The organism is Cupriavidus basilensis (genome assembly GCF_008801925.2).
GTDB classification, from domain to species: domain Bacteria; phylum Pseudomonadota; class Gammaproteobacteria; order Burkholderiales; family Burkholderiaceae; genus Cupriavidus; species Cupriavidus basilensis.
The window spans coordinates 3,165,123-3,191,188 of sequence record NZ_CP062803.1; the positions used below are offsets into that span (position 1 = coordinate 3,165,123).

Sequence of the window (26,066 nt, forward strand, 5' to 3'; positions counted from 1 at the left end):
CAATGAATCTGCCCGGAATCCGACCATGCCTTGGAGCACGCGCGACACCATGAGCCTTCGTCAAGAATTCATCCTTCTGGCCCAGCAAGAGGGCAGCAATCGCCGCGAGTTATGCCGGCGTTTCAGCATCAGTCCCCAGACCGCCTACAAATGGCTCGCGCGCTATGCCGAGCAAGGCGAGGCCGGTCTGGTCGACCGCTCTCGGCGGCCCAGTCGCAGCCCGGAACAGACCCACGCCGACCTTGAACAGGCCGTGATCGCGCTTCGCCAGCAGCATCCTGCCTGGGGCGGGCGCAAGATCAGCCGCCGCTTGCAGGACCTGGGGCATACCGAGGCGCCGGCTCCCAGCACTGTCACCTCGATCCTGCATCGCCACGGGCTAATTACCCCGGAGGCCTCCGCCAAATCGGTGGCATGGCAGCGTTTCGAGCATCCCGAGCCCAACCATCTCTGGCAAATGGACTACAAAGGCTGGTTTGCCACCCGAGACGGCGTGCCGTGTTACCCGCTGACAGTGCTGGACGACCATTCCCGCTTCAATATCCTGCTCACGGCCTGCACCAGAACCCAGACTGCAGTGGTGCAGCGCCATCTGCGCGAGGCTTTCCGTCGTTATGGGCTGCCGCTGCGCATCAACGCCGACAACGGTGCGCCCTGGGGCAGCCCTTCCCAACCCGGCCAGCTCACGGCCCTGGCGATCTGGTTGATTCGCCTGGGCGTACGCCTGAGCCATAGCCGCCCCGCGCACCCACAAACCAATGGCAAGGATGAGCGGTTCCACCGCACCTTTAAGGCCGAGGTGCTCACCGGCAACGACTTTGCTTCCTGCCGTTATGCGCAGCGCGCATTCGATCGCTGGCGCGATGTCTACAACCAGCAGCGACCTCACGAAGCCCTTGGCCTGGCGACGCCCGTCACGCGGTATCGGCCCAGCCCGAGGCCATATCCGGAGCAGTTGCCGCCCATCGAATACGGCCCTGACGACACCGTAGTGCAGGTCAAATGGCACGGCGAGCTCTGTTTCCAGGGACGTCGCTTCAAGGTTTCGAATGCCCTAGCCAAGCTGCACGTGGCGCTGCGGCCTGACGCCAGACACAGCGGCAAATACGCCCTTTACTTCGCACATCATCGCTTCGGAAGCATCGACCTAAACGACCCGAATGCCGCTTAAAATGTGTCAACCATGTCCTCGCACATGTGTCACCCATGTCCCCGGTCTATACACCGGTCAAAGAAAAGTGACCGGCAGCCCCCGCAGGGGGATGTCGTATGGCCCTTGGGTCCAAAAACCAACGCCGCTCAAACAAACAGCGACCACCCCCGCAGGGCAATGTCGTACGGCTTTTGGGTCCAAAAACCAACGCCGTAAAAAAAACAGCCAACAACCCTATCCTCAAACCAACCCCATCACCCCCGCCCCAGCCCCCAACGCCACCAGCACCAGCGGATGCACCTTAGTCTTCAACATCAGCCCGATAGTAACCACGGTCACCGCCACGGCGGTCCAGCGGTGATCCACGCTCGCGGCAAGGATCCAGCCAGTGGAAAACAGTAGCCCGATGGTCAGCGTGGCAAGGCCGCGCCGGATCAGGCCGGGCCACCGTGCTTGCGGCGAGCGGCCGGCGAAATACTCGAAGCCGAGCGCGATCACGCTGGATGGCCCGCAGATGCCGATCATGCCGACGATGGCGCCGGCCACGCCGGCCACCTGCCAGCCGAACAAGGCAACGAACAGGATGTTCGGCCCGGGCGCGGCCTGCGAGATGGCGTACATGGCGGAGAACTGCGCGTCGCTCATCCAGGCGTTCGACTCCACCAGGAAGCGATGCATGTCGGGGATCGTGGTACTGGCCCCGCCGATGGCGAGGAACGACAGCATCAGGAAATGCGTGAGCAGGCTGGAAAGCACGTTCGGTGAACTCATTGCCGTGGCTCCCCGGGTACCGCTGGCACGGGCGGCGCGGGCGGCATGGACGACACCTCGATAGCCTCCGCCCGCGCGCGCCGCGCAAGCTGCTCGCTGCGCCACTCCAGCACCAGCCCCATCGGCACCAGCACCGCCATCACCGGCACCAGCGGCCAGCGCAACAGCCCGATGCCAACGAACGCCGCGCCGCCGATCATCAACCCGCGCACGGTGCGCGGCTGGCTCTGTGCGAGCTTGAAGCCGGTCGACAGCACCAGGCCCGCCGACACCGCCGTCATGCCCGTGAGCATGCGCTGCACCGCCGCCACGTCGCGGTAGTGCTCGTACAGCAGCATCAGCGCCAGCACGCCCACCATCGGCACCATCACCAGCCCAGCAAAGGCCGCCAGCGCACCGCGCAGCCCGGCAAAGCGCAAGCCCAGCATCAGGGCGAGGTTGATCACGTTGGGGCCGGGCAGCACCTGCCCGAGGCTGAGCAGTTCAACAAAATCGCGGTCGCCCAGCCAGCGGTTGCGGTCGACCACGGCACGCCGCACGAAGGGCAGCACGCCGCCGAAGCCGGACAGCCCCATGCGGGCGAATTCGATGAACAGGCGCCGCGGCGTGGGTGGGGGTGCTAGCGCTACCATCGGGTCGTCGCCGGTGGGAGAGGGAGTAACTGGCATCGCTTGTAACGGAAGAGGCATGGCCGCCGGGGCGGTCCGGCATGCCGGGAAAGAAAAAGGCCCCGCGCATTGTCGCGCAGGGCCAGTTCGGGTGGACGCGGCTTAGTTGCCGCTCGCCGGCGGCACGATCCGTACCGGCTCGATGCTCGGCTCCTTGAGCTTGAGATCCAGCGCGCGGCCCTTGCGGGCGCGCTTGCCCACATAAGGCAGCAGCAGCTGGCCGTAGAGCTTCTGCGAGCTCGGCTTGCCGCCGCGCCCGGCACCGGACACCACCAGCCCCGGGGCGCCGACGGCAATCGCCTGCTGCAGCGTCTCCTTGGGTTCCAGCTCCATCAGGATCACGCCGCGGCCACCGGCCGAGAGCGACTTGATCTCGTCGAGCGCGACCAGCAGCATGCGGCCGTTGGCCGAGAGGCAGGCCACATGTGTGGCCTCCTCGCCGATCGGCGCGGGCAACAGCGGCGCGTCGCCCTCGTCCAGCGTCAGGTAGGCGCGGCCGCCCTTCTGCCGGCTGACCATGTCGCCGACCTTGGTCTGGAAGCCATTGCCGCCGCGCGTGGCGATCAGCAGGCGCTGGTCAACGCTGCCGGCAAAGGTGTGGGCGATCTGGCTGCCGGGCTGCAGCTCGATCAGCGTGGTCACGGGCACGCCGTCGCCGCGCCCGCCCGGCAAGCCGGCCACCGGCACCGTGTAGGCGCGGCCATTGGTGCCGAACACCAGCATCACGTCCACGCTGCGGCACTCAAAGGTGCCATAGAGCGTATCGCCCGCCTTGAAGGTGAACTGCTGCGCGTCATGGCCGTGGCCCTGGCGCGTGCGCACCCAGCCCTTCTGGGAGACCACCACGGTGACGGGCTCGTCGACCACGCGCACCTCGGCGTTGGCGCGGCGCTCTTCCTGGATCAGCGTGCGGCGCGGATCCTTGTCTTCCGGGCTGTATTGCTTGGCGTCGGTCTCGATCTCCTTGATGATGCGCCGGCGCATCATGGTCTCGGACTTGAGCAGCACATCCAGCTCGGCCTGCTCGTCGCGCAGGCTCTTCAACTCCTGCTCGATGCGCAGGGCTTCCAGCCTGGCCAGCTGGCGCAGGCGGATTTCCAGGATGTCCTCGGCCTGGCGGTCCGACAGGCCGAAGGCCTGCATCAGCGCCGGCTTGGGCTCATCGCTCTCGCGGATGATGCGGATCACCTCGTCGATATTGAGCAGCACCAGCATCCGGCCTTCGAGGATGTGGATACGGTCTTCGACCTTGCCCAGGCGATGGCGCGTGCGGCGGGTGACGGTGGCAAAGCGAAAGGCGATCCACTCGCGCAGGATGTCGGCCAGGCCCTTCTGGCGCGGGCGGCCATCGGTGCCGATCATCACCAGGTTGATCGAGGCGCCGGACTCCAGGCTGGTGTGCGCCAGCAGCGTCTGGATGAACTCTTGCTGCTCGATGTTCTTGCTCTTGGGCTCGAACACCAGCCGCACCGGCGCGTTCTTGCCGGATTCGTCGCGCACTGCGTCGAGCACCGCCAGCATGCCTTGCTTGAGCTGCAACTGCTCGGGCGTCAGCGACTTCTTGCCCGCGCGAACCTTCGGGTTGGTGATTTCCTCGATCTCTTCGAGCACCTTCTGCGACGAGGTGCTCGGCGGCAGCTCGGTCACCACCAGTTGCCACTGGCCGCGCGCCATTTCCTCGATGATCCAGCGCGCGCGCACCTTCAGGCTGCCGCGGCCGTTCTCGTAGATCTGCGCAATGTCGGCCGCTGGCGAAATGATCTGGCCGCCGCCCGGATAGTCCGGACCCGGCATCAGCGCCAGCAACTCGGCCAGCGTGATGTTGGGGTTGCGGATCATCGCCACGGTGGCTGCCGCCACTTCGCGCAGGTTGTGCGGCGGCACCTCGGTGGCCATGCCCACGGCAATGCCCGATGCGCCGTTGAGCAGCACGAAGGGCAGGCGCGCCGGCATCAGCCTGGGCTCTTCCATCGAGCCGTCGTAGTTGGGGATGAAGTCCACCGTGCCCTGGTCGATCTCGTCGAGCAGCAGGCGCGCGATCGGCGTGAGGCGGGCTTCGGTGTAGCGCATGGCCGCCGCGCCGTCGCCGTCGCGCGAGCCAAAGTTGCCCTGGCCGTCGATCAGCGGGTAGCGCAGCGAGAAGTCCTGCGCCAGGCGCACCAGCGCGTCATAGGCGGACTGGTCGCCGTGCGGGTGGAATTTACCCAGCACATCGCCCACCACGCGCGCCGACTTCACCGGCTTGGCGTCGGAGCGCAGCCCCATCTCGTGCATGGCGTACAGGATACGGCGCTGCACCGGCTTCTGGCCATCGGCCACTTCCGGCAGCGCGCGGCCTTTGACCACGCTGATGGCGTAGTCGAGATAGGCGCGCTCGGCATAGTGCGCCAGGGTCAGCGAGTCCGCTCCGTTGTCGGGCGAACCTGGGTCAAGCGGAATGTCTTGTTGTTCCATGGATTGGCAAGAAGACGGCGCACCGCATCGTTGGCCGGTGCGCCGGTTGCATGTTGTTCGTTATGCGGTTCGTCGTATGGTTCGGGATGGGATCAGGGCATGTTGCGGCGGCCGCCGATCACCATCTTGACGCGATTGACTCCCGCCCCGCCCAACCCCGCGGGCGCGCCGCCCGGCCGGTAGAAGCGATAGAACTGCAGCACCGTGCTGACATACTGCTGGGTCTCGGGGAAAGGCGGAATCTTGTTGTTGTAGCGCTGCACCGCGCCCTCGCCCGCGTTGTACGCGGCCAGCACCAGCTCGAGGTCGTTGGGGAACAGCTCCATCAGCCAGCGCAGGTAGCGCACGCCGGCCGAGATATTGGTGCGCGGGTCGGCCAGTTTCTGCTCGACCGTGCGCCGCGCATCGGCGCTCACGCCAAAGCGCGCGCCGGTGTCGGGAATCACCTGCATCAGCCCGATCGCGCCCTTGGGCGAGACCGCGCCTGCGTTGAAGCCGGACTCTACCGCCATCACTGCCTTGACCAGCGCCGGGTCGACATTCTGCGCCGCCGCGATCTGGCGGATCATGGGCTCGACCGTGGCGATATTGGGATGGTTGACGACATAGCGGTAAAGCTTGTGCGTCTCCAGGTCGATCTGGCTGCCGGCACCGGCTCCGGCACGGTACGGCAGCGGGTTCTTGAGCTCGCCGCCGTTCTTCATGAACAGCGTGTAGCGCTCGTCCAGCTTCTCGTCCGAGAAATGCGCCACGCCGTCGTCGTCGATATAGCCATACAACGCAGCGTGGGCCGCTGGCATGAAGCCCAGGCCGGCCAAGCCGGCCAGCAGCATGCCGGCGGCAATCCATTGCCGCGCGCGGGTGCTGCCAGGTCTGGTCTTAGCCATCGGGACTCCTTGCATCATGCGGGTATCGAACGGTTCGATTCGTGCCGCCTAGATATCGGCGATCACCTCGTTGCCGCGCTCCTCGAGCCAGGTGCGCCGCTGCGCAGCCTCGCCCTTGCCCATCAGCATATTCATCACGCCTACGGTCTGCGGCAGGTCGAAATGGCCGAGCGCCACCGGCAACAGGCGGCGCGTGTCGGGATTCATGGTGGTTTCCCACAGCTGCTCGGCATTCATCTCGCCCAGGCCCTTGAAGCGCGAGATCTGCCAGCCGCCTTCCTTGATGCCATCCTTCATCAGCTTGTCCTGGATGGCCACCAGTTCGCCGTCGTCCAGCGCATAGAGCTTCTGGGCCGGCTTCTTGCCGCGTGCCGGCGCATCCACCCGGTAAAGCGGCGGGCGGGCCACGCACACGTTGCCGTTGTCGATCAGCCTGGGGAAATGCTTGAAGAACAAGGTCAGTAATAGCACCTGGATGTGCGCACCGTCCACGTCAGCGTCGGACAAGATACAGATCTTTCCGTAGCGCAGGTTGGACAGGTCGGGCTCATCGTTGGGGCCGTGCGGGTCCACGCCGATTGCCACCGCGATGTCGTGCACCTCGTTATTGGCGAACAGGCGGTCGCGCTCGGTCTCCCAGGTGTTGAGCACCTTGCCGCGCAGCGGCAGGATGGCCTGGAACTCCTTGTCGCGCCCCATCTTGGCCGAGCCGCCGGCGGAATCGCCCTCGACCAGGAAGAGTTCATTGCGGGTGACGTCGGTGGATTCGCAGTCGGTCAGCTTGCCCGGCAGCACGGCCACGCCGGAACCCTTCTTCTTTTCCACCTTCTGCGCCGCGCGCGTGCGCGCCTGCGCCTGGCGGATCACCAGCTCGGCGAGCTTCTTGCCGTACTCGACGTGATGATTGAGCCACAACTCCAGCGCGGGACGGCTGAAGGTGGACACCAGCTTCACCGCATCGCGGCTGTTCAGGCGCTCCTTGATCTGGCCCTGGAACTGCGGGTCCAGCACCTTGGCGGACAACACGAACGAGGCACGGGCGAACACGTCTTCGCTCATCAGCTTGACGCCCTTGGGCTGCAGCGCGTGCATCTCGATAAAGCTCTTGACCGCCTGGAACAGGCCTTCGCGCAGGCCGGACTCGTGCGTGCCGCCAGCCGGCGTGGGAATCAGGTTGACGTAGGACTCACGCACCGGCGCGCCATCTTCGGTCCACGCCACCACCCAGGAAGCGCCCTCGCCCTCGGCAAAGCCATCTTCCGCCGGGTTGGCGTCCGGGTCGGCGAAGTGCTCGCCTTCGAACATCGGCACCACCAGCTCGGCGCCGCTGCCCTGCGCCAGCGCTTCCACCAGGTAGCCCTTGAGGCCCTGCTCGTACTGCCAGGTCTGGCGCTCGCCGTTTTTCTCCTGCAGCAGCGTGACCTTGACGCCCGGCAGCAGCACCGCCTTGCTGCGCAGCAGCCGCTGCAGCTCGGCCATCGGGATCGCGGCCGAATCGAAGTACTTCGCATCGGGCCAGACCTGCACCCGCGTGCCGCTCTTCTTCTCGCCGCGCTCGAGCTTGCGCGTGGCCAGCGGCACGGTGACGTCGCCGCCGGAGAAGGTCAGCGTGGAGCAGTTGCCGTCACGCCATACGGTCACGTCGAGACGGGTCGACAGCGCATTGGTCACGGAGACGCCCACACCGTGCAGGCCACCCGAGAAGGCATAGGCACCGCCCTTGCCCTTGTCGAACTTGCCGCCCGCGTGCAGGCGCGTGAACACGATTTCCACCACCGGAACCTGCTCTTCGGGATGGATGCCGACCGGGATGCCGCGGCCATCGTCCTCGACGCTGATGCTGCCGTCGCGGTGCAGGGTGACCATGATCTCGGAACCGTGGCCGCCCAGGGCCTCGTCGGAGGCATTGTCGATCACCTCCTGCACGATGTGCAGGGGATTGTCGGTACGGGTGTACATGCCGGGTCGTTGCTTGACCGGCTCCAGGCCCTTCAGGACCCGGATGGAGGATTCGCTGTACTGACTGATTTTGCTCGCCATGGAGTCGCTTGCTTAGTGGGATTCTCGGCCAGCCTTGGCGGGGGCGCGGTTGCCGCACGCCAGCCAGGGGGGGGCCGGGCAGCCTGCATTGTAATGGAAGCGGATAGCCGTCTTGATGCCAATCGTCACCAGCAATTGCCGTGCGCGATTCGGCACATCCGGTGTCGCGGGCGGCATCGGAGTGACGCCCGACGTCCTCCCGGGATGCGGGGTACACTCGCTCGCACCGGCGTGGCCAAGGCGGTTCCGGACCGCGCCGACAAAACTAAAACAGCACTACGCACACCGAGCCAGGATGCAGGACGCCATGCAGAACACGATTCAACCCACACCAAGAAAACCACTCTCCCTCACGACCGTATTGATTTGCGGTGGCCTGCTCGTCACCTTGTCGATGGGCATCCGGCACGGCTTCGGCCTGTTCAACCTGCCGATCACGCAGACCCACGGCTGGAGCCGCGAGACCTTTGCCTTCGCGCTGGCGCTGCAAAACCTGATGTGGGGCGTGACCCAGCCGTTCACGGGCGCGCTGGCCGACAAGTTCGGTGGCTTTCGCATCATGCTGGTCGGCATTGCGCTGTACGTGGCGGGCCTGGTCGTGATGGCCATGGCCACCTCCGGCACCGCCTTCGCCTCTGGCGCCGGCATCCTGATCGGCATTGCGCAATCCGGCACCACCTACAGCGTGGTGTATGGCGTGATTGGCCGCGTGGCCAGCCCCGAAAAGCGCGTGTGGGCCATGGGCATCGCGGCGGCCGCAGGCTCGTTCGGGCAGTTCCTGATGATCCCGGTGGAGCAGACGCTGATCTCGACTGCCGGCTGGCAGAACGCGTTGTTCATCCTGGCGGTGCTGGCTTGCCTGATGCTGCCGCTGGCCCTGAGCCTGCGCGAGCCGCAGGGCGCGACGCAAGCGCCCGGCTTCCAGCAGACCATCGGCCAGGCCGTGCGCGAAGCGTTTGGCAACCGCAACTTCCAGTTGCTTACGCTGGGCTACTTCGTCTGCGGCTTCCAGGTGGTGTTCATCGGCGTGCATCTGGCGCCCTATCTCAAGGACCGGGGCCTGACCGACCCGAAGATCGCGACCGTGGCGCTGGCGCTGATCGGGCTGTTCAATGTGTTCGGGACCTATAGCGCGGGCGCGCTGGGGCAACGGGTGCCCAAGCGCTTCCTGCTTTCGCTGATCTACATCACCCGGTCCGTGGTGATTGCCGGCTACCTGCTGCTGCCGCTCACGGCCACCAGCACCTGGGTGTTCGCCGCGATGATGGGTTTCCTGTGGCTGTCCACGGTGCCGCTGACCAACGGCATCATCGCGCAGGTGTTTGGCGTGCAGTACCTGTCGATGCTGTCGGGCGTGGTGTTTTTCTCGCACCAGATCGGCAGCTTCCTGGGCGCGTGGCTGGGCGGGTTCCTGTATGACCGGACCGGCACCTACAACACGGTCTGGATGATCGCGATCGGGTTGGGCGTAGTGGCCGCCCTGGTCAACCTGCCGATCCGCGAGCATGCGATCGTGCGGCCGCAAGGGGCCGCGGCATGATCACGGCACGCCGCGCCGGCCTTGCGCTTCGGGCAGCAGGCTTCACGGCGCTGGCCGGGGTGCTGGCTTTGGCCTTCATGGCCTACCTGCGGCCGGCTTTCATGGTGGACCTGACGAACATGGTGCTCGCCTGGTGCGGGTGAGGCTGCGCCAAAGCCGTCGGCAATGATGACGGCTGCGGCCCCCTGCCGAGCCACAGCCGTAGCGGCCTTACTGCGCCTCGGCCTTGGTCTTGGCTTCCAGCACTTCCCAGCGCTCCAGCGCCTCCAGCAGTTCCAGGTCGATCTCGTCGTGGCGGGCCGCCAGTTGCGCGGCCTTGCCCGCGTCGCTCACATACAGCGAGCCGTCCGCCAGCTGTGCGCCAACGGCCTTCTGCTCGCTTTCCAGCGAAGCGATACGCTCCGGCAGCGTGTCCAGCTCGCGCTGTTCCTTGTACGACAGCTTGACCAGGCGGTTGGCCGCGCGGGCTTCGCGCGGCTTCGCGGTTTCCGCTGCGGCCTTGCCCTCGCCACCGCGCGCGTCCTGCATGGCCGCGCTGCGCGCCGACTGGACTTGCCAGTCGGAGTAGCCGCCCACGTACTCGCGCCAGCGCCCGTCGCCTTCGGCGGCGATGGTGGAGGTCACCACGTTGTCCAGGAAGGCCCGGTCGTGGGACACCAGGAACACCGTGCCGCTGTAGTCCTGCAGCAGTTCTTCGAGCAGTTCCAGGGTGTCGATGTCGAGGTCGTTGGTCGGCTCGTCCAGCACCAGCACATTGGCCGGGCGCGCGAACAGGCGCGCCAGCAGCAGGCGGTTGCGCTCGCCACCGGACAGCGACTTGACCGGCGAGCGCGCGCGCTCCGGCGCGAACAGGAAATCGCTGAGGTAGCTCATGACGTGCTTGCGCTGGCCGTTGATCTCGACCCAGTCGCTGCCAGGGCTGATGGTATCGGCCAGCGAGCGCTCCAGGTCCAGCTGCGTGCGCATCTGGTCGAAATACGCCACCTGCATGTTGCTGCCGTTCTTGACCGTACCGGCATCCGGCGCCAGCTCGCCCAGGATCAGGCGCAGCAGCGTGGTCTTGCCCGCGCCGTTGGCGCCGATCAGGCCGACCTTGTCGCCGCGCATGATGGTGCCGGTGAAGTCGCGCACCACCATCTTGCTGCCGAAGGCCTTGCTGACATCCGTCAACTCGGAAACGATCTTGCCGGAGCGCTCGCCTTGCGACACTTCCAGCTTGACGTTGCCCTGCACGTCGCGGCGGGCCGCGCGGTCCGTGCGCATCGTCTCCAGGCGCTGGATACGCGCCACGCTACGCGTGCGGCGCGCTTCCACGCCCTTGCGGATCCAGACTTCTTCCTGCGCCAGCAGCTTGTCGAACTTGGCCTGCTCGACCTGCTCGGCGGCCAGCAGCTCGGCCTTGCGCGCCTGATAGGCAGCGAAATTGCCAGGAAAGGAAATCAGCCGGCCACGGTCGAGTTCGATGATGCGGGTGGCCACCCGGTCCAGGAAGGCGCGATCGTGGGTGATCAGCAGGACGCTGCCGCGGAATGCCAGCAGCAGGTCTTCCAGCCAGCGGATCGCTTCGACGTCCAGGTGGTTGGTCGGTTCGTCCAGCAGCAGGATGTCAGGCTCGGCCACCAGGGCCTGCGCCAGCGCCACGCGCTTTTGCATGCCGCCAGATAGCGCATCCACGCGCACATCGGCGCTCAGGCTGAGTTGCGCCAGCGTGGTTTCGACCCGCGTGCGCAAACCCCAGGCACCGGCGGCGTCGACTTCCGACTGCAGCCGGTGCAGCTCGGCCAGCGAATCCTCGTCATGGTTATCGTCCAGCCCCGCCAGCGCCGCTTCATAGGCGACCAGCAGGTCGTGGATCTTGCCCAGGCCCTGGGACACGGCGTCGAACACGGTCACACCCGCCTCGAACTGCGGCTCTTGCGGCACATACGCCGAGGTCACACCGCTCTGGCGGGCGATCAGGCCATCGTCCGGCGCGGACAGGCCGGCCACGATCTTGAGCAGCGACGACTTGCCGGTGCCGTTGCGGCCAATCAGGCCAACGCGCTCGCCGGCTTCCAGCGAGAAGTCGGCATGGTCGAGCAAGGCCACATGCCCGAAGGCAAGCTGGGCGTCGGAAATCGAAAACAGGGCCATGGGAGCAATACGAAAGGAGACAGCGAAAAGGAGGCCGTTCAAGGCGGCAACTCAAGCGGCTTGAACCCGCGGCCGCGCGCCGGACAGCAACCGGGCGGCGGGGAGCCAGGTAGCCGGCATTGTAGACCACCGGCGCCCGCCCTCGCCGGAGGCGGCGCAAACCCCTGGCCCTCGGCCGCCACAAAAAAAGAAGGGCCCGCGCTCGCGCGGGCCCAAGAGTCTCTCCTCGGTGCCCTGCTCGCAAGGCACGGGAAGGAGCATAGCAAGCGCCCCGGACTGGCTCTAGTCGTACAAGTCCGTAAGGGAAAGTCCCGTCAACGCCCCCAGCGGCGCTGGCGCTTACACGTCTGCCATGCGCCTGCCACGCGCCTGTTGCGCGCCGCGCAACACCCCCCGCCGTGACGATTGCCGGGCCGCTTTCCCCCATGGAACAATGGCCGGCGGCCGGCAGGCCGCAGCACAACGGCAGCAATACAAGAACCGGTCCGAACCGGTGAGAGGCGACCCAACGCCAATTCCGCTTGATGCCTTTTTCTTTGTACGGGGAATTCCATGATCCATCCGTGTGCGCAGCGCTTGCCGCTGCTGCTTGTGCTGTCGACCCTGCTTTCGCTTTCACTCGCCACCGGCGCCATGCCCGCCGCCGCGCAGTCCGGCGGCACGCCAGTGCTGCAGCGCATTGAACAGACCGGCGTGCTACGCATCGCCCACCGCGAGAGCTCGGTGCCGTTCTCGTTCGTGGCCGACGGCAAGCCCTACGGCTATGCCATCGACCTGTGCCTGCGGGTGGCCGACGCCCTGCGCGGCGCGCTCCGGCTCCCGGGCCTCAAAGTGGAATTCGTTCCTGTCACGCCGGCCAGCCGCATCGCCGCCATCGTCGACGGCAAGGCCGATCTCGAATGCGGCTCCACCACCAACAACCGCGAGCGGCGCGCGCAGGTTGCTTTCACCATTCCCCACTACATCGCCGGCAGCCGCATGCTGGTCAAGACCGACTCCGGCATCCGCAAGCTGGGCGACCTGCGCGGCAAGACGGTCGTCTCCACGGTAGGCACCACGTCGCTCGCGGTGGTGCGCCAGATCAACGGCTCCGGCGCCATGCAGATCCACGTGGTGGAAGCCAAGGACCACGCCGAGGCCTTCGCCATGGTCGAGCAAGGCAAGGCCGACGCCTTCGTGATGGACGACGTGCTGCTCTACGGCCTGCGCGCCAATGCGCGCGACCCGGCCCGCTACACCGTCACCAGCGAGCTGCTGACGATCGAGCCCTACGCCATCATGCTGTCGAAACAGGACGCCGAGTTCAAGCGGCTGGTGGACAAGACCCTGGTCGCCTCCATCTATTCGCTCGATACCCAGAAGCTCTACAAGAAGTGGTTCCAGTCGCCGATCCCGCCGCAAGGGGTCAACCTCGACATCCCGATGAGCTACCTGCTGCGCGATTCCTTCAAGTTCCCCAGCGACAAGGTCGCCGACTGAGCGCGCATCCCGAACGGCGCAACTCGTGCGAAGATGGCGGCCCAGCCGCTTTTTCCGCACGTGTCGCGTCGCGTGCCGCCCCATGTCCAGCCCTGTATCCACCACGCCCCTGAAGCTGACCGATCTCTCCGTCTCCGCCCTGGTCGCCGGGCTGATCGCCATGCTGACCGGCTACACCAGTTCGCTGGTGCTGATGATCCAGGCCGGCCAGGCAGCCCATTTATCGGACGCGCAAGTCGCCTCGTGGATCTGGGCGTTGTCCATCGGCATGGGCGTGACCACTATCGGACTGTCCCTGCTGACGCGGGCGCCCATCGTCGTTGCCTGGTCCACCCCTGGCGCCGCCCTGCTGATCGCCAGCCTTCCCGGCGTGCCCTACGCGCAGGCCATCGGCGCCTTCGTCATGGCGGCGGTGCTGATGACCGCCGCCGGCATGACCGGCTGGTTCGACAAACTGATGCGCGCGCTGCCGGCCAGCATTGCCTCAGCGCTGCTGGCCGGCATCCTGTTCCGCATCAGCGTCGACGTGTTCGTGCAAGCCCAGCATCAGACCTTGCTGCTGCTGGTGATGTTCGCGCTGTACCTGCTGGGCAAGCGCTTCTGGCCACGCTACGCGGTGCCGGGCGTGCTGCTGTCGGGTGTGGCGCTGGCCGGCGCGCTTGGCCAGCTGCATTTCGAATCGTTCCATTTCGCGCTGGCCAAGCCGGTGTGGACCACGCCGGCGTTCTCGCTGCAAGCCTTCGTCAGCATCGCGGTACCGTTGTTCATCGTGGCGCTGGCGTCACAGAACATTCCCGGGCTGGCGGTGCTGCGCGCCGACGGCTATCACGTACAGGCCTCGCCGCTGATCACCGTCACCGGCATCGCCTCCGCCCTGCTCGCCCCGTTCGGCTCGCACGGCATCAACCTGGCGGCCATTACCGCGGCCATCTGCACCGGCGCGCAAGCCGATCCCGACCGCAACCGGCGCTATACGGCGGCGGTGGTTTGTGGCATCGGCTATCTGGTTGCGGGGGCGCTGGCAGCCAGCATCGCCGCGCTGTTCGCAGCGTTCCCCAAAGCGCTGGTCGTGGCGGTGGCTGCGTTTGCCTTGCTTGGCTCGATCGCCAGCGGCCTGACCACGGCCATGCAAGCGCCGGCCGAGCGTGAATCCGCCCTGCTGACGTTCATGATCACCGCCTCAGGCATGACGCTGGCCGGCGTGGGGTCGGCCTTCTGGGGCGTGGTGGGCGGCATGCTGGCTCTGATCGTCTTGCGACCGCGTACTGCCGCCAAGGCAGGCTAAGCGCGAGCGCTCACAGCAGCAGGAAAGCAATGTCCGCGGCGCCGATCCCGGAGACCGGCGTGCCCTTGCGCCGCTGGAACAGGATGTGCTGCAGCACCCGGTCGCGGTGCTCGGCAAACGTAGCGGGATCAAAGCGCAGCGCGGTGAGCGCATAGTGCTCGGAGAGCAGCTTGTAGACCCGGTGGCGCACCATCAGCATCTCGCTCTCGGCGCGCAGCCGGCTAATCTCGCCGGCGTTGTCCTCCTCCAGCTGACGCATGCCGACCACCACGCGCGCGTGCATGCCACGGTAGCGATCCAGCTCGCCGTGCGCCTTGCGCAACTCCTCGCGCAGCGCCCTCACCTCCTGCTGGAGCTTCAGGTTGTGCTGCACGCCTCGCTGTATGCGCGACGCCTCTTCCAGTGCCACATCCGCTGCGGCAATCGTGTTCTGCCAGAGCCCCTGACCCGTCGTCTGGCCATCCACCTGCGGCCACACGGTCTGAACCTCATCCTCGCCTTTCATGGCGCTCCCCCTGCGAACCTGACTCACCCGCCGCTGGCTTTATCACAACTGCCAGCTGGTCGGGGCTACCGCGACCACCCCACAACGATGCTCCGCACTACCGGCGCTTGAACAACGCGCTCTACCTCGATTGAAGATGGCATCCCGGCAAGGGACAACCACCTGAAAGGAGGGATCGTCAGCCCGCAAAGCGGCCTCGACCATGCTTTGCACTGTACACCTGGCAAGGCCCGCCGGGCAGCTATGGGAAAATGTGGCCCCAGCGACAGCCAACGTCAAGGACCCATCCATGAATGCCTATGTACTACTGGCCCTCGCCATCGCGGCCGAAGTCATTGCCACCAGCAGCCTCAAGGCTGCCGAGAATTTCACGCGCCTGTGGCCAAGCGTGCTGGTCGTGGCCGGCTATGTCAGCGCCTTCGTCCTGCTGATGCAGGTCATGAAGACCGTGCCGGTGGGCATCGCCTATGCGATCTGGTGCGGCGCGGGGATCGTGCTCGTGACGCTGATCGCCAGCATGCTGTATCGGCAAGTGCCGGATCTGGCGGCCTGGGTGGGGATTGGGCTGATTATTGCGGGGGTGGCGGTAATTCAGCTGTTTTCGAAGATGGGGACGCACTGAGACGCATGCGCCGCGCGGCGGCAAGCCACTGCATTTCAACTAGGGGAGCTTTGATGGACCGCTGAGACCGTGGGGTGGTCCCGCCGGCAGGAATCCTAAAATCGGCCACAACCTTTTATTTCGCGGTAATATGTATTATGAATAGGCGTAGCACCCCTTTCTCGTGCCCCTAAAGCGCAACACTGAGATTATCGGGGGTTACAACGAATTGGTTGTAAAATAGATTTACAACCTGTGGGCTGTGAGCGGCGCCCTGCGGCGGACGAGGACGGTGCGAATTCTCTCGCTCATGAGGCGTTGCTGCTCGCGCTCAATAGGCTGATATTGGAATACTCGAAGTCCTTAACAAATTTAACCATTAAAGTATCTCAACGATCCGGAGCTACGTCGCACGATTCGCGCGGCGACCAACAAGAGCGAACAGTTCAACGATTTCGCGCAATGACTGTTGTTCGGCGGCGAAGGCGTGATCGCGGAGAACGTCCGACGCGAGCAACGCACGGTCGTCAAATACAACCACCTCGTCGCGAACATGGTGATCCTGCACAACGTGCAGTGGACGTCGCGCAAACTAAAGGAGTTGCAACAGAAAGGAAATCCGGTCGACGCCGACGTGCTCAAGGGGACGTCGCCGTACCGGCGGGATCACATCAACCGACCCGGGGACTATCCGTGGGACCTGCAGCACCCCGTTCCACCCCTCGACCCGACCATCAATTTCTCATTCAAATCAGTATCTTAGGCTTAGATGCGACGTATTTTTTGCGAATCCCAGTCAACCCTCTTCTTCGGTCTAAGTCACATTGGCTCCATTTTCGGCGTCGTTTTTCGAGTGAACCCCTAGGACTGGACCAAAGCCTCGCGATGAAGTGATAATCTTGCCGAGCCTTCCCAAGACAAGCGACATCTTGGCAGCAAGAGGTCTCTATTGGCGGCATCGCTGGCGACTCAAGACACAGATCTGCAGCGATATTTGCTGTGGCCAGCCAAGGCCAAGGCCAAGGCGAAGAGATGCTCTCAAGGGGCTAAAGAATGAGAACAGAGAGACTGGGCTTAGGCCTGGCCCCCAGTACGATGAGCCATTTTTCAAATAATGCTTGACGGATTTGATGCAAACAAGAACCAATCCATTGAATCTGCACAGGTTACTGTCCGATAAAAATTATCAGCAGCTTCTTCCGTGGCTGATTCCTTTGGTGACGGTATGTGTCATGGCATTTTTCGTCATGCCACGACGCGCGGTCGGCCTGTCAAGCGATGACGGACTTTTTCTGACGCTGTCGTGGCAGGTCGCCAATGGTTTTGGACTTGATCACCTGGCGCTACCGCAAACGCCCAATTATCTGATCAATGCCGTCTTCATGCGCGTTGGGCTTCATGAGATCTTTTGGTTCAGATTTCTCAACGTCGCCCTCTGCGCCATTTCCTCCTTTGCCCTCTTCACGGCGTTGAAGAAGGAACACACCCCTGCCTACGTCACACCGGTTGCGGTATCTGCTTGCTCGGGAGTTTACCTTTACACGATACAAGGCCCCAACAGCCTGACCTTGAATTTCTTTATGCTCGGGCTTGCCGCCTTTATCGCAGGAAATGCAGCGGCGGATCGAAAAAATATAGCGCTACTCTTCGTTTCAGGTATCCTACTGGCGATTTCCGGCTTTATGCACGCCGTTGTTGCGGCCACCATGGTCGCCTGGATTATCTTTTCCATGGTACTCGGTTACCGGAGCAGGCTTGTTTTATTGGTCTATATTCTGTGCAGTGCATGTCTATGGACCTGGTATATCAATGCCGTGGGCCCCTCCATCTTCTTTTCGGCGCCCAAAGCGCATAGTGGTGACACCTCCCATTTTCTGGCTCGCTTGCTCTTGATTTTCAGATATTACGGGGAAATTCTGCTCTTCTCGGCGTGCTGCCTTCTCCTGTTCGGTTATTTTGCGAAGTTGAATAAGATTGGTTTTCTGTTGTGCTCGTTCTTGGCGGCGTTTTTCTTGTACAACCTGGGTTCCTACGTCATTAGCACGATTTATTTCAACGGACCAATACAACTGGGTCATGCTTTCCCATGGCGTGGAAAATTTCTGCTCAGTGATGAGGGCCTCTGGATCAGTGCGCTCCCTGGAGCTTTTGCTTTCCATGTCTTGCTTGCCGCATTTGCCTACTACTTCTTTTCATTAAGAGGTGCCTGGTTTTTCAGGAAACGGACGGGCACCCATACAAACCCTTCCCGTCATGCACGACTTGATCGCGATCTGGTGATCGCGGCTGCCGGTATTGTTACCTTACAAATTGCGACCGGCATTGGCAGCAATACAGGTATCAGCCAGGGAATGGTTTTCTACGCTGGCCCCGCCTGCGCTCTCGCGATCATTTTCATATGCGGTGCCGGCCTGGATGAAAGTGCTTTCAGCCGCTGGGCACACAAGGTGTTTTGTGTTTTGTGTTTTGGCATGATTGCGCTGTTTTCGCTGTTCTATGACCACACCGAAAATCAACGTATTTTCTCAGACAATATCAAGCCGATACAGGTGTCACCAATGCGGGGCCTTTCGGCCCTCCCCGGCTACTCTGCTGCAATGGAAAAGCTGATTGAGGCTTATCAAAAGAATGACTGCGCGAAAAAGCGCATGATGGCGATGGATTATGTTCCGCTGCTTAACTACGTGGTGGGCCACCGCTTTGATGAGGTCGTTGGCCTAGTGCGCCCCCTATTCTTTTTCTCCAATGAGCGAATACTGTCAGAATTCAGAAAAGGCGAAAGCTGGTGTGTTTTTGATATTACCTCCGTTGAAACCCGCGCCTACATCGACAGAACCGGAACTGACCCCCGAGCAGATGTCCGTAGCTGGCTGGAAGTTCATAGCAGTTCCGTGGAAAAAATGGATACGAAAGGATTGATTGATCTTTCGGATATTGCATTATTTATTGTCAACTAGACCAGTTTCAATGGTTTATGGCATTGAACTCCTTTGACTCGACTGGATAATTAAAAACTCCCCAAGATGGACAGCAAAAAGTTATTAACAACTGATGAGATGATCCGCACGCGTCAGCGACTGCTTCAAATGCATTTCGAAAGTGGCGTTGGGCATATTGGAGGAAATCTGTCTGCACTTGATGCCTTACTGATCGTTTTTCATGAGTACCTTGGCGCCGACGACAAATTCATCCTTTCGAAAGGGCATTCAGCAGGGGCGCTGTATGTCGCTTTGTGGAGCATTGGACGACTTGACGAACAGGATTTGAAACTGTTCCACAAGGATGGCACCTTGCTCGCCGGCCACCCACCAGCAAAAGGGATTGCGGATATCCCCTTTGCTACCGGAAGCCTGGGCCATGGCTTGTCTCTCGCCGCGGGCACTGCATTGGCGTTCCGATTCAAAGGCAGCAACGCGAAGGTCGTTTGCCTGACCTCAGACGGGGAGTGGCAGGAAGGCTCCACCTGGGAGGCCCTGATATTTTCACGGCACCAGAACCTGAGCAACCTGACGGTGTTGATCGATCACAATAATTTGCAGGGTTTCGGTTCGACCAGCGATGTGGCCTCCATGGCCCCGCTCTGGGACAAGCTGAAAGGGTTTGACATCGATATGCAGATCATTGATGGCCATGACCCCAGCGCCATTCGTAGCGCCCTTGCTGCGACTCAAGAGCGCCTGAGAATCATCATCTTGCGCACGGTGAAGGGCCGGGGCGTCAGCTTCATGGAGAACCGCATGGATTCGCATTACCTCCCCCTCACCGAAGAAAAATTCCACAAGGCGATGGCGGAACTGGCACTGGAGTTGAGTGCGCAATGAGAACACAACTTTGTGATGCCCTTGCCAAACGCGCTGTCAATCCGTACATGATCTTCATGACCGGAGATCTGGGATTCATGGCGCTCGAACCGCTGCAGGCGACGATGGGGGCACGATTCATCAACGCCGGGGTCGCAGAGCAGAATATGGCATCGGTTGCTGCTGCGTTGGCAAGGCAGGGTCTGGATGTCTGGATCTACAGTATCGCGCCGTTTATCTACGCGAGAGCATTCGAACAGATCCGTAACGACATTGCCTTCCACGCACTGCCTGTGAAGCTGATCGGCAATGGGGGCGGCTATGGTTACGGCGTCATGGGCCCCACGCATCATGCCATTGAAGACTATGGGGTAATGCTGGCGTTACCGAACATGTCGGTGTACGTCCCCGTTTTCGACGAGGACATGGAGGCGGTGGTTGCACATGCCGGCGCATCCCCCCGCTCTTCCTACATACGAATGGGTCGGGGTGAACAACCTAAAGACTATCCGGTTCCAGCCTATGCACCCTGGCGCCAATTGACCTGCGGAGATGGGCCTTTGCTGATTGCCGTGGGGCCGCTTGCCAGCACCTATATCGAGGCGTTCGAGAAGTTGCCGGCCGGGCAGCGCCCCAACCTCTGGGCCGTCGCGGAGTTGCCCATTTCGCAATCGCCGATGCCGGCGGAACTAATCGCTCAAATAAAGCGTGCCTCCGTCCTGTGCGTTGCCGAGGAGCATGTGCAACGTGGCGGCTTTGCTTCCGAACTTCTGCTTTATTTGGTGGAGCAGCAAATACCCGTGCCCTGCTTCAAGCATTTTTATGCCCGCGCTCATCATTTTGAGCGATACGGCTCCCAGAGCTTTCTTCGAAGTCAGTCGAAGCTGGACGCACGCAGTGTGCTCGCCGCTCTCGAAATTTTCTAACATGTCCGAAATGCACGAATACATACGCGCCCTGCGCGGACCGATTCTGGTGATCGGTGCATCTGGCTTCGTGGGCGCGAACCTGTTCCACGCCATCAACGCTTTACGCAACGACGTGTTTGCGGTAGTGCGTCGGGAAAAGAACTGGCGGCTGGCGGATGTTAAGGATGAGCAAGTCATTGCGGTGGATTTCAATGACTATGCGGCAGCGAAAAACCTGGCCGACAGCATTGCACCGCAGACGATTTTCGATTGCATGGCCTATGGTGCTTACTCTTTCGAGCAAGACGCCACGTTGATCTATCAAACCAATTTTCAATCGCTGGTCAGTTTTACCGATTGTCTCGCGCGGCAATCGGTTGCTGCATATATCCATGCCGGTAGTTCTTCCGAATACGGCACCAACTGCGCTGCGCCGTCAGAAGACAGTGTGTGCGAGCCCAACAGTCCCTACGCAGTCTCCAAGGCGGCGGCAGCCAGCTACCTGAGATTCCTGGGCAAGCATAGTCGTTTTCCCTGCGTGAACTTGCGTCTCTACTCTGTGTACGGGCCGCTGGAAGACACCTCGCGGTTGATACCCAATTTGTTGCGCCAGGCACTGGACGGCAAGCTGCCTCCCTTCGTCGACCCGCGCACCTCGCGTGATTTCGTCCATGTGGATGATGTCTGTGCCGCATTTATCATGGCGGCGGCAAAGATGCATCCCGACCTGTACGGCGAAAGCTTCAACATTGGAAGTGGGACCAAAACCACCATTGCCGATTTGGCTCGGATCACGCGCGACGAATTCAAGATCGAGGAACAAGCGCAATTCAACACCATGGAAGGTCGCATATGGGATCTGGCCGAATGGTATTCGAATCCGCGCAAAGCGCGCGAGCAATTGGGTTGGAAGGCCGAGATCGGATTGGTTGACGGGTTGCGTTCCACAGCCGACTGGGTGAAGCAACTTAGAGGCAACGCGATGCAATCGGCGACCAAGAAGAATCTCAGTACGCGCAAGCGCAGCGTGTCTGCCATCATCGCCTGCTATAAGGATGGCCAGGCGATTCCGGTCATGCACCGTCGATTGACAGAGACGTTCAATAAGCTCGAGATCGATTACGAGATCATTTTCGTCAACGATGGCAGCCCGGATGACAGCGCCCAGGTGATCCATGAGATCAGCGCAAGGGATCCACATGTCCTGGGGATCACGCACTCTCGCAACTTCGGTTCCCAGATGGCCTTCCGGAGTGGAATGGAATTGTCCACAAAAGACGCTGTGGTGTTGCTGGATGGTGATCTGCAAGACCCACCGGAGTTGATCGAATCATTCTACGCCAAGTGGAAAGAAGGCTATGACGTTGTTTATGGCCGTCGCATCAAGCGTGATATGCCGTGGCACTGGGGTATGTTGTACAAACTCTTCTATCGCATCTTCGCAATGTTCAGTTATGTCCCAATCCCGCTTGACGCCGGCGACTTTTCGCTGCTGGATCGACGCGTCGTGGGGTGGTTGCTCAACTGCCCCGAGCGCGATCTATTTGTACGCGGCTTGCGCGCCTATGTCGGCTTCAAACAAACCGGTGTCGATTATGTGCGCCCCGAACGTATGTTTGGCGTCACCACTAACAGCTTCGTCAAGAACATTGATTGGGCGAAGAAGGGGATCTTTTCTTTCAGTAACACGCCCCTCACTTTGCTGACCTCCACCGGCGTCATTGCGCTCGGTGTCTCCACGGTTGCGGCTGTCATTGTTGCCGCCTTGCGCATATTCAGTCCGGATATCGCGCCACGTGGCGTCACCACCTTATTGATCGCCATCCTGATGTTCGGCTCCTTCAATATTTTTGCCATTGGCCTGGTCGGTGAATACGTCGCCAAGATCATGGTCGAGGTCAAAGGCAGGCCGCGCCTGATCCGCTCCGCACTGATCCGCAATGGAAAAGCCACGGACCTGTTGCCTGATGGGAAGGCCATCAAATGACGCAGCCTGGATCCGGAAACATGCACCGGAAAGAAGGTTTTCAGCCGATTTCAGTCAAGTCACCGGTCACCAATCCTTTCCTGTTCCGGCTCCGATGCTTGATCGATCTCCAGTTGGGAACAATCGTGCAATACCTTCGCCCGGCGCTTGGGCGGGCCAGCGGCCGGGTCCTCGACGTGGGTGCCGGCCAGTCGCCCTGGCGTGCCTGGTTACCGGCCTCAACGACCTATCAGGGTATCGATGTCGGGCATGCCGATGAATTTGGAATGGGTAGCAAGCGTGCCGATGTGATTTATTACGATGGGCGGCTGATGCCGTTCGACGACGCCACCTTTGAATGCGCCCTTTGCATCGAAGTGCTAGAGCACTCGGAGGACCCGCAACTCCTGGTCAGCGAAATGGCACGGGTTCTCCAGCCCGGTGGCGTCATGTTGCTCACGGTGCCCTGGTCAGCTCGGCAACACCACTTGCCGCATGATTACCATCGGTTTACCCGCGAGCGTCTGCAGAGATTGTTTGTCCAGAACGGTTTCGCAGACATCGAAATTCGTGAACGTGGCAATGACATTGCAGCAATCGCCAACAAGTTGACGGTACTGACAATCAGGCTGTTGCGGATCGACAGACCGATATGGTCCATGTGCTGGAAGCTACCCTTGTCGCCGCTCTGCGGTGTGCTCGCCACGGGATTCATCATTGCCGCGCACATCTCTATTCGGCTGGGAATGGGCTCAAAAGACGACCCGCTTGGCTACTTTGTCCGGGCAAGGAAATACGAGTGATGGCAGATACGCTAGGCGTTCTGTTGGCTTTTGTCCTGGCTGGACTTGGGCTGTCCCTGGCTATTCCGTTGTGCAGAAGAAAATATTTGTTTGCTGACATTCCGGGCAAATCGGCGGCGTTATCCGCCCCCCCCCTTTGGACCGTTGCCGGAGTGAGCCCGCAGGCGGCATGGATGCCCGTCAAGCTTCATCAAGGCTTACCAGTGCCGCACTGCGCCTATATAGGCCCCGCGCAAATGATTGTCGCGGGCGCGTTGCCCCTGCATGACATCCCATTGCAATACGGTTTGAGACCAAGCCTGATCCAGGTGCAAAGGATTTCGGCTTTTATAGGGCCATTTGCTATGCCCCCAAATAACAGCTTAACCAAGACAAATTAATATGACCAGTCGATCTTGCCCAGTCTGTGGCACGCAATCGTCCGAGGCGAAGCTGTTCATGAAACAGAACATCAATCCTGCACTGATGTCTGCATTCAGTTTCGCCTCGCGCAAGCTGCCCGAATTTATGAATCATCAATTGGTTCAGTGCCCGACGTGCGATCTGGTGTATGCCAATGATCCTCCGGACCAGTTGATACTGGCCCAGGCCTATCACATCGCCAGCTTCGATAGCGCTCAGGAGGCAGACGATGCAGCAGCGGCCTACGGCAAGGCCGTCCTTCCGGTGTTAAGTCGCCTCAAAAGCAAGGAGTCAGCGCTAGAGATTGGGGCGGGTACAGGAATTTTCCTGGATGTCCTCCAGTCCCAGGGATTCAAGGTCACGCTGGGCGTCGAGCCGTCGTCGGCCGCGATTGCGGCAGCGCCGCCCCATCGACAAGGCTGGCTCACCGAGGCTATTTTCAGAGAGTCGGATTTTCAGCCCGAGAGCTTTGATTTCATTTGTTGCTTCATGACCCTGGAGCACGTCAGAGACCCACATGAAATCGTATCGGCGGCGAGCCGCCTGCTCAGGCCCGGCGGAGCCATCGCACTAGTGACGCACGATTATCGCAGTGGCATCAATCGACTACTCGGCAAGCGGTCGCCCATCATCGATATCGAACACATGCAACTGTTTTCGCCAAAGAGCATCCGGCATCTCCTAGAGCGCAATAACTTTGACTCGATCGTCGTCCGCAGCTTCCAGAACCGCTATGCGCTGCGCTACTGGGTGCGACTGTTACCCTTTGGCGTCGGACTAAAGCAAAACATGATCAAAGGACTGGATGCGATCGGCATGGCCGACATGAACCTGAGCTTTAATGTCGGCAACATGCTGTCCTTTGGTTACCGCCCTCAACAATGAATCTCAAACGCCACGCCACCTTTATTCGTTTCCTGATTGCCGGCGGATTCAACTCCCTGTTTGGCTGGCTGGTGTATTCAGGGGCCATTCTGCTCGGAGCACAGCCCTGGCTGGCGCTGATCGTCGGCATCGTCATGGGCATCGCATTCAATTTCGTCACGTTGGGAGGCTATGCCTTCCGAGACTTGACAGTTGCCAGATTGCCCCGATTTGTCATGACGTACGGTTTTATCTACGTCGTCAATCTGATTTGCCTGACACTGCTGAAGCGATGGATTGACGAGCCGATCCTGGGGCAACTGATTCTCACGCCCTTCATGGCCATGGTGTCCTACTTGGTGTTATCACGCATGGTGTTCACGGGCCGGCGGGAAAGCAACGGGACCGGCTCCGGATCAACCGGCGGGCATTAGTCGCAAGTCCAGCCGCCTGGCATGCCGGGCACTGAAGCCTAGACGCTCGGCGGCCAGCCGGCAGCCACGGCCCGGATCGCCTTCATGCGCTCACATTAAGTCGCGAGTGGTTGTTTCAGGCCGGCCACCCTCCTCAGCGACGCCCACGAACACAGCGCTATTCTGGCTTTTCAGAAAAAACCACAATTCGTCGACGGCGCGAATACCCAGCAGGTAGCCGTTGGCCGCGGCACCGCGGATAACGACAGTGGCTGCCACGGAGACGGCGAATGACGGTATTCGTCGGAGCGTCGGTGAAACACTTGCGGCACAAGCTCGATATCCTGCTGGCCAGCACACCCAGCCAGACTAGGCTGATTACGGGCGTGGATTTTGACCCTAAAGCGTTCGAGCGTGTTTGGAAGTCGGAAGCTGCTGATCAACGAGCTGCGAGCAGTTATGGATGGCGGGGGCTGGCCGAGGCAGTCTGGGCCGCCGCATTCAGAACATCCCGCCGGCGGAAACCATCACCAGGAAGCCGAGCATCCACATGCCGCTTGCCGCTTGCCGCTTGCCGCTTGCCGCTTGCCGCCTCATGCTGGCGATTATCGGCGTGCGCGTCGAGCGCCTGAACGACTGTAGCGAGGCTGACGCGATGGCAGAAGGCATCGATCGCGACGGTGAGGGATGGTTGTCGTACGCCGCCGGCTCTTGTGTCCAGTTTCCCACGACCGGCTACGCGTCCCTTTGGGATGACATAAACGGCGCTGGAGCGTGGGACGAGAACCCATGGGTCTGGGTCGTCGAGTTCCGACGCGTTTAGACCGAATTATTCAAGACCAATAATTTCAGGAACTACCCACCATGGACACGAAACCTCTGCGGATCACCGGACCAGCGAAGCTGAAGCATCCGGCTCCGAGTTTGTCGCCGACCTGAATCATCTCGGTGGTCCGGGCAAAGGTGAGCGTCATGAACTGCAGCGCCAGGCGGGTCACGGCATCGCTCTGGTAGGCGTCGACGTCGAGCAGCAACTGCGGCAGCTTGAGTTGCGACACGCGCGCCTGGTGCGTAACCGGCGCACCCTTCAGCGCGGTGGCGCTGTCGATGTCGGCCGCCGGGTCACGGTCGCAAGCCCCGTGGATGATCCCGTACTGGAACACCGCGCGCATTGCAGGACGCGCTTGGTAGTGTCTCATACGCCACTTATCTCGATCTTGCGCAGCATATCCAGTCGCGCCGGCGCCTTGATGTCAGCAATTGGCATGACGCCGATGACCGGGAACACGTCGTTTTCGAGGGAGGCGATCACCTTGCCGGCGTAGTACTCGACCCAGTTGCTCTTCTGGGTGGCATACCAGTCGCGGGCCACCGCCTCGAAGGAATTGCCCGCG

24 protein-coding genes and 1 pseudogene are annotated in these 26,066 nt (G+C 61.8%); 16 read left to right on the plus strand and 9 right to left on the minus strand.

The window, feature by feature from the left end; genetic code table 11:
• Positions 1–25 precede the first annotated feature (25 nt).
• Positions 26–1,171: an IS481 family transposase gene (locus F7R26_RS14595; protein WP_193692081.1), complete on the plus strand. Its 1,146-nt coding sequence runs from the start codon at positions 26–28 to the stop codon at positions 1,169–1,171.
• 222 nt (positions 1,172–1,393) lie between these two features.
• Here F7R26_RS14595 and F7R26_RS14600 read toward each other — a convergent pair whose 3' ends face one another.
• The 5 genes from F7R26_RS14600 to F7R26_RS14620 form a co-directional block, all read right to left on the minus strand.
• Positions 1,394–1,924, minus strand: a complete 531-nt coding sequence (locus F7R26_RS14600) for a chromate transporter (protein ID WP_150990751.1) — start codon at positions 1,922–1,924, stop codon at positions 1,394–1,396.
• Positions 1,921–2,592, minus strand: coding sequence for a chromate transporter (locus F7R26_RS14605; protein ID WP_241754324.1), 672 nt, complete (start codon positions 2,590–2,592; stop codon positions 1,921–1,923). The genes F7R26_RS14600 and F7R26_RS14605 overlap by 4 nt, the downstream gene beginning before the upstream one ends.
• A 102-nt stretch (positions 2,593–2,694) precedes the next feature.
• Entirely contained in the window at positions 2,695–5,046 is a 2,352-nt protein-coding gene (gene parC / locus F7R26_RS14610) for a DNA topoisomerase IV subunit A (protein WP_150990753.1), read from the minus strand.
• A 92-nt stretch (positions 5,047–5,138) separates the two neighbouring features.
• Positions 5,139–5,933: a lytic transglycosylase domain-containing protein gene (locus F7R26_RS14615; RefSeq protein ID WP_370565954.1), complete on the minus strand. Its 795-nt coding sequence runs from the start codon at positions 5,931–5,933 to the stop codon at positions 5,139–5,141.
• A 48-nt stretch (positions 5,934–5,981) separates the two neighbouring features.
• Positions 5,982–7,973, minus strand: coding sequence for a DNA topoisomerase IV subunit B (locus F7R26_RS14620; protein ID WP_150990755.1), 1,992 nt, complete (start codon positions 7,971–7,973; stop codon positions 5,982–5,984).
• Positions 7,974–8,280: 307 nt separating this feature from the next.
• Here F7R26_RS14620 and F7R26_RS14625 point away from each other — a divergent pair, with 307 nt between their 5' ends.
• Entirely contained in the window at positions 8,281–9,513 is a 1,233-nt protein-coding gene (locus F7R26_RS14625) for an MFS transporter (protein ID WP_150990757.1), read from the plus strand.
• Positions 9,510–9,656: a hypothetical protein gene (locus F7R26_RS14630; RefSeq protein WP_170301974.1), complete on the plus strand. Its 147-nt coding sequence runs from the start codon at positions 9,510–9,512 to the stop codon at positions 9,654–9,656. Before F7R26_RS14625 ends, F7R26_RS14630 begins: the two co-directional genes overlap by 4 nt.
• Before the next feature lie 67 nt (positions 9,657–9,723).
• On the opposite strand, the gene F7R26_RS14635 is transcribed toward F7R26_RS14630, so the two are convergent.
• Complete coding sequence (locus F7R26_RS14635; protein ID WP_150990759.1) at positions 9,724–11,646, minus strand: ATP-binding cassette domain-containing protein; 1,923 nt, start codon at positions 11,644–11,646, stop codon at positions 9,724–9,726.
• Between the two features lie 552 nt (positions 11,647–12,198).
• On the opposite strand from F7R26_RS14635, the gene F7R26_RS14640 reads away from it, so the two are divergent.
• Both F7R26_RS14640 and F7R26_RS14645 read left to right on the plus strand, forming a co-directional pair.
• Positions 12,199–13,125 (plus strand): amino acid ABC transporter substrate-binding protein, encoded by a 927-nt coding sequence (locus F7R26_RS14640; RefSeq protein WP_150990761.1) that lies wholly within the window; start codon positions 12,199–12,201, stop codon positions 13,123–13,125.
• An 82-nt stretch (positions 13,126–13,207) separates the two neighbouring features.
• Positions 13,208–14,410, plus strand: a complete 1,203-nt coding sequence (locus F7R26_RS14645) for a benzoate/H(+) symporter BenE family transporter (protein WP_150990763.1) — start codon at positions 13,208–13,210, stop codon at positions 14,408–14,410.
• A 10-nt stretch (positions 14,411–14,420) separates the two neighbouring features.
• Here F7R26_RS14645 and F7R26_RS14650 read toward each other — a convergent pair whose 3' ends face one another.
• Positions 14,421–14,915, minus strand: coding sequence for a hypothetical protein (locus tag F7R26_RS14650; protein ID WP_150990765.1), 495 nt, complete (start codon positions 14,913–14,915; stop codon positions 14,421–14,423).
• Between the two features lie 289 nt (positions 14,916–15,204).
• Between F7R26_RS14650 and F7R26_RS14655 the strand changes: the two genes are divergently transcribed.
• The 11 genes and pseudogenes from F7R26_RS14655 (at position 15,205) to F7R26_RS14705 (ending at position 25,495) form a co-directional block, all read left to right on the plus strand.
• The gene (locus F7R26_RS14655; protein ID WP_150990767.1) at positions 15,205–15,537 is read left to right on the plus strand and encodes a DMT family transporter; all 333 of its coding nucleotides are present in this window, start codon (positions 15,205–15,207) and stop codon (positions 15,535–15,537) included.
• A gap of 358 nt (positions 15,538–15,895) precedes the next feature.
• Positions 15,896–16,279: pseudogene (locus tag F7R26_RS14660) on the plus strand (Tn3 family transposase); the annotation flags it as partial.
• Positions 16,280–16,646: 367 nt separating this feature from the next.
• Entirely contained in the window at positions 16,647–18,473 is a 1,827-nt protein-coding gene (locus tag F7R26_RS14665) for a hypothetical protein (RefSeq protein ID WP_150990769.1), read from the plus strand.
• Between the two features lie 66 nt (positions 18,474–18,539).
• Positions 18,540–19,337 (plus strand): transketolase, encoded by a 798-nt coding sequence (locus tag F7R26_RS14670; RefSeq protein ID WP_150990771.1) that lies wholly within the window; start codon positions 18,540–18,542, stop codon positions 19,335–19,337.
• Positions 19,334–20,242, plus strand: a complete 909-nt coding sequence (locus F7R26_RS14675) for a transketolase family protein (RefSeq protein WP_150990773.1) — start codon at positions 19,334–19,336, stop codon at positions 20,240–20,242. Before F7R26_RS14670 ends, F7R26_RS14675 begins: the two co-directional genes overlap by 4 nt.
• A gap of 1 nt (position 20,243) precedes the next feature.
• Complete coding sequence (locus F7R26_RS14680) at positions 20,244–22,211, plus strand: NAD-dependent epimerase/dehydratase family protein (RefSeq protein ID WP_150990775.1); 1,968 nt, start codon at positions 20,244–20,246, stop codon at positions 22,209–22,211.
• A 20-nt stretch (positions 22,212–22,231) separates the two neighbouring features.
• Complete coding sequence (locus F7R26_RS14685; RefSeq protein WP_150990777.1) at positions 22,232–22,993, plus strand: class I SAM-dependent methyltransferase; 762 nt, start codon at positions 22,232–22,234, stop codon at positions 22,991–22,993.
• Positions 22,993–23,373: a hypothetical protein gene (locus tag F7R26_RS14690; protein ID WP_150990779.1), complete on the plus strand. Its 381-nt coding sequence runs from the start codon at positions 22,993–22,995 to the stop codon at positions 23,371–23,373. The genes F7R26_RS14685 and F7R26_RS14690 overlap by 1 nt, the downstream gene beginning before the upstream one ends.
• A gap of 58 nt (positions 23,374–23,431) precedes the next feature.
• Complete coding sequence (locus tag F7R26_RS14695; protein WP_241754326.1) at positions 23,432–24,280, plus strand: class I SAM-dependent methyltransferase; 849 nt, start codon at positions 23,432–23,434, stop codon at positions 24,278–24,280.
• Positions 24,277–24,693: a GtrA family protein gene (locus F7R26_RS14700; RefSeq protein ID WP_150990781.1), complete on the plus strand. Its 417-nt coding sequence runs from the start codon at positions 24,277–24,279 to the stop codon at positions 24,691–24,693. Before F7R26_RS14695 ends, F7R26_RS14700 begins: the two co-directional genes overlap by 4 nt.
• 442 nt (positions 24,694–25,135) lie before the next feature.
• Positions 25,136–25,495 carry a hypothetical protein gene (locus F7R26_RS14705; RefSeq protein WP_150990783.1) on the plus strand — a complete coding sequence of 120 codons (360 nt, stop codon included), beginning with the start codon at positions 25,136–25,138 and terminating at the stop codon, positions 25,493–25,495.
• 25 nt (positions 25,496–25,520) lie between these two features.
• Here the strand turns inward: F7R26_RS14705 and F7R26_RS14710 are convergent, their stop codons facing one another.
• Together F7R26_RS14710 and F7R26_RS41020 are read right to left on the minus strand one after the other, a co-directional pair.
• On the minus strand, positions 25,521–25,871 hold the full coding sequence (locus F7R26_RS14710; RefSeq protein ID WP_150990785.1) for a hypothetical protein: 351 nt from the start codon (positions 25,869–25,871) through the stop codon (positions 25,521–25,523).
• Positions 25,868–26,044 carry a phage integrase central domain-containing protein gene (locus tag F7R26_RS41020; protein WP_241754327.1) on the minus strand — a complete coding sequence of 59 codons (177 nt, stop codon included), beginning with the start codon at positions 26,042–26,044 and terminating at the stop codon, positions 25,868–25,870. Before F7R26_RS41020 ends, F7R26_RS14710 begins: the two co-directional genes overlap by 4 nt.
• Positions 26,045–26,066 lie beyond the last annotated feature (22 nt).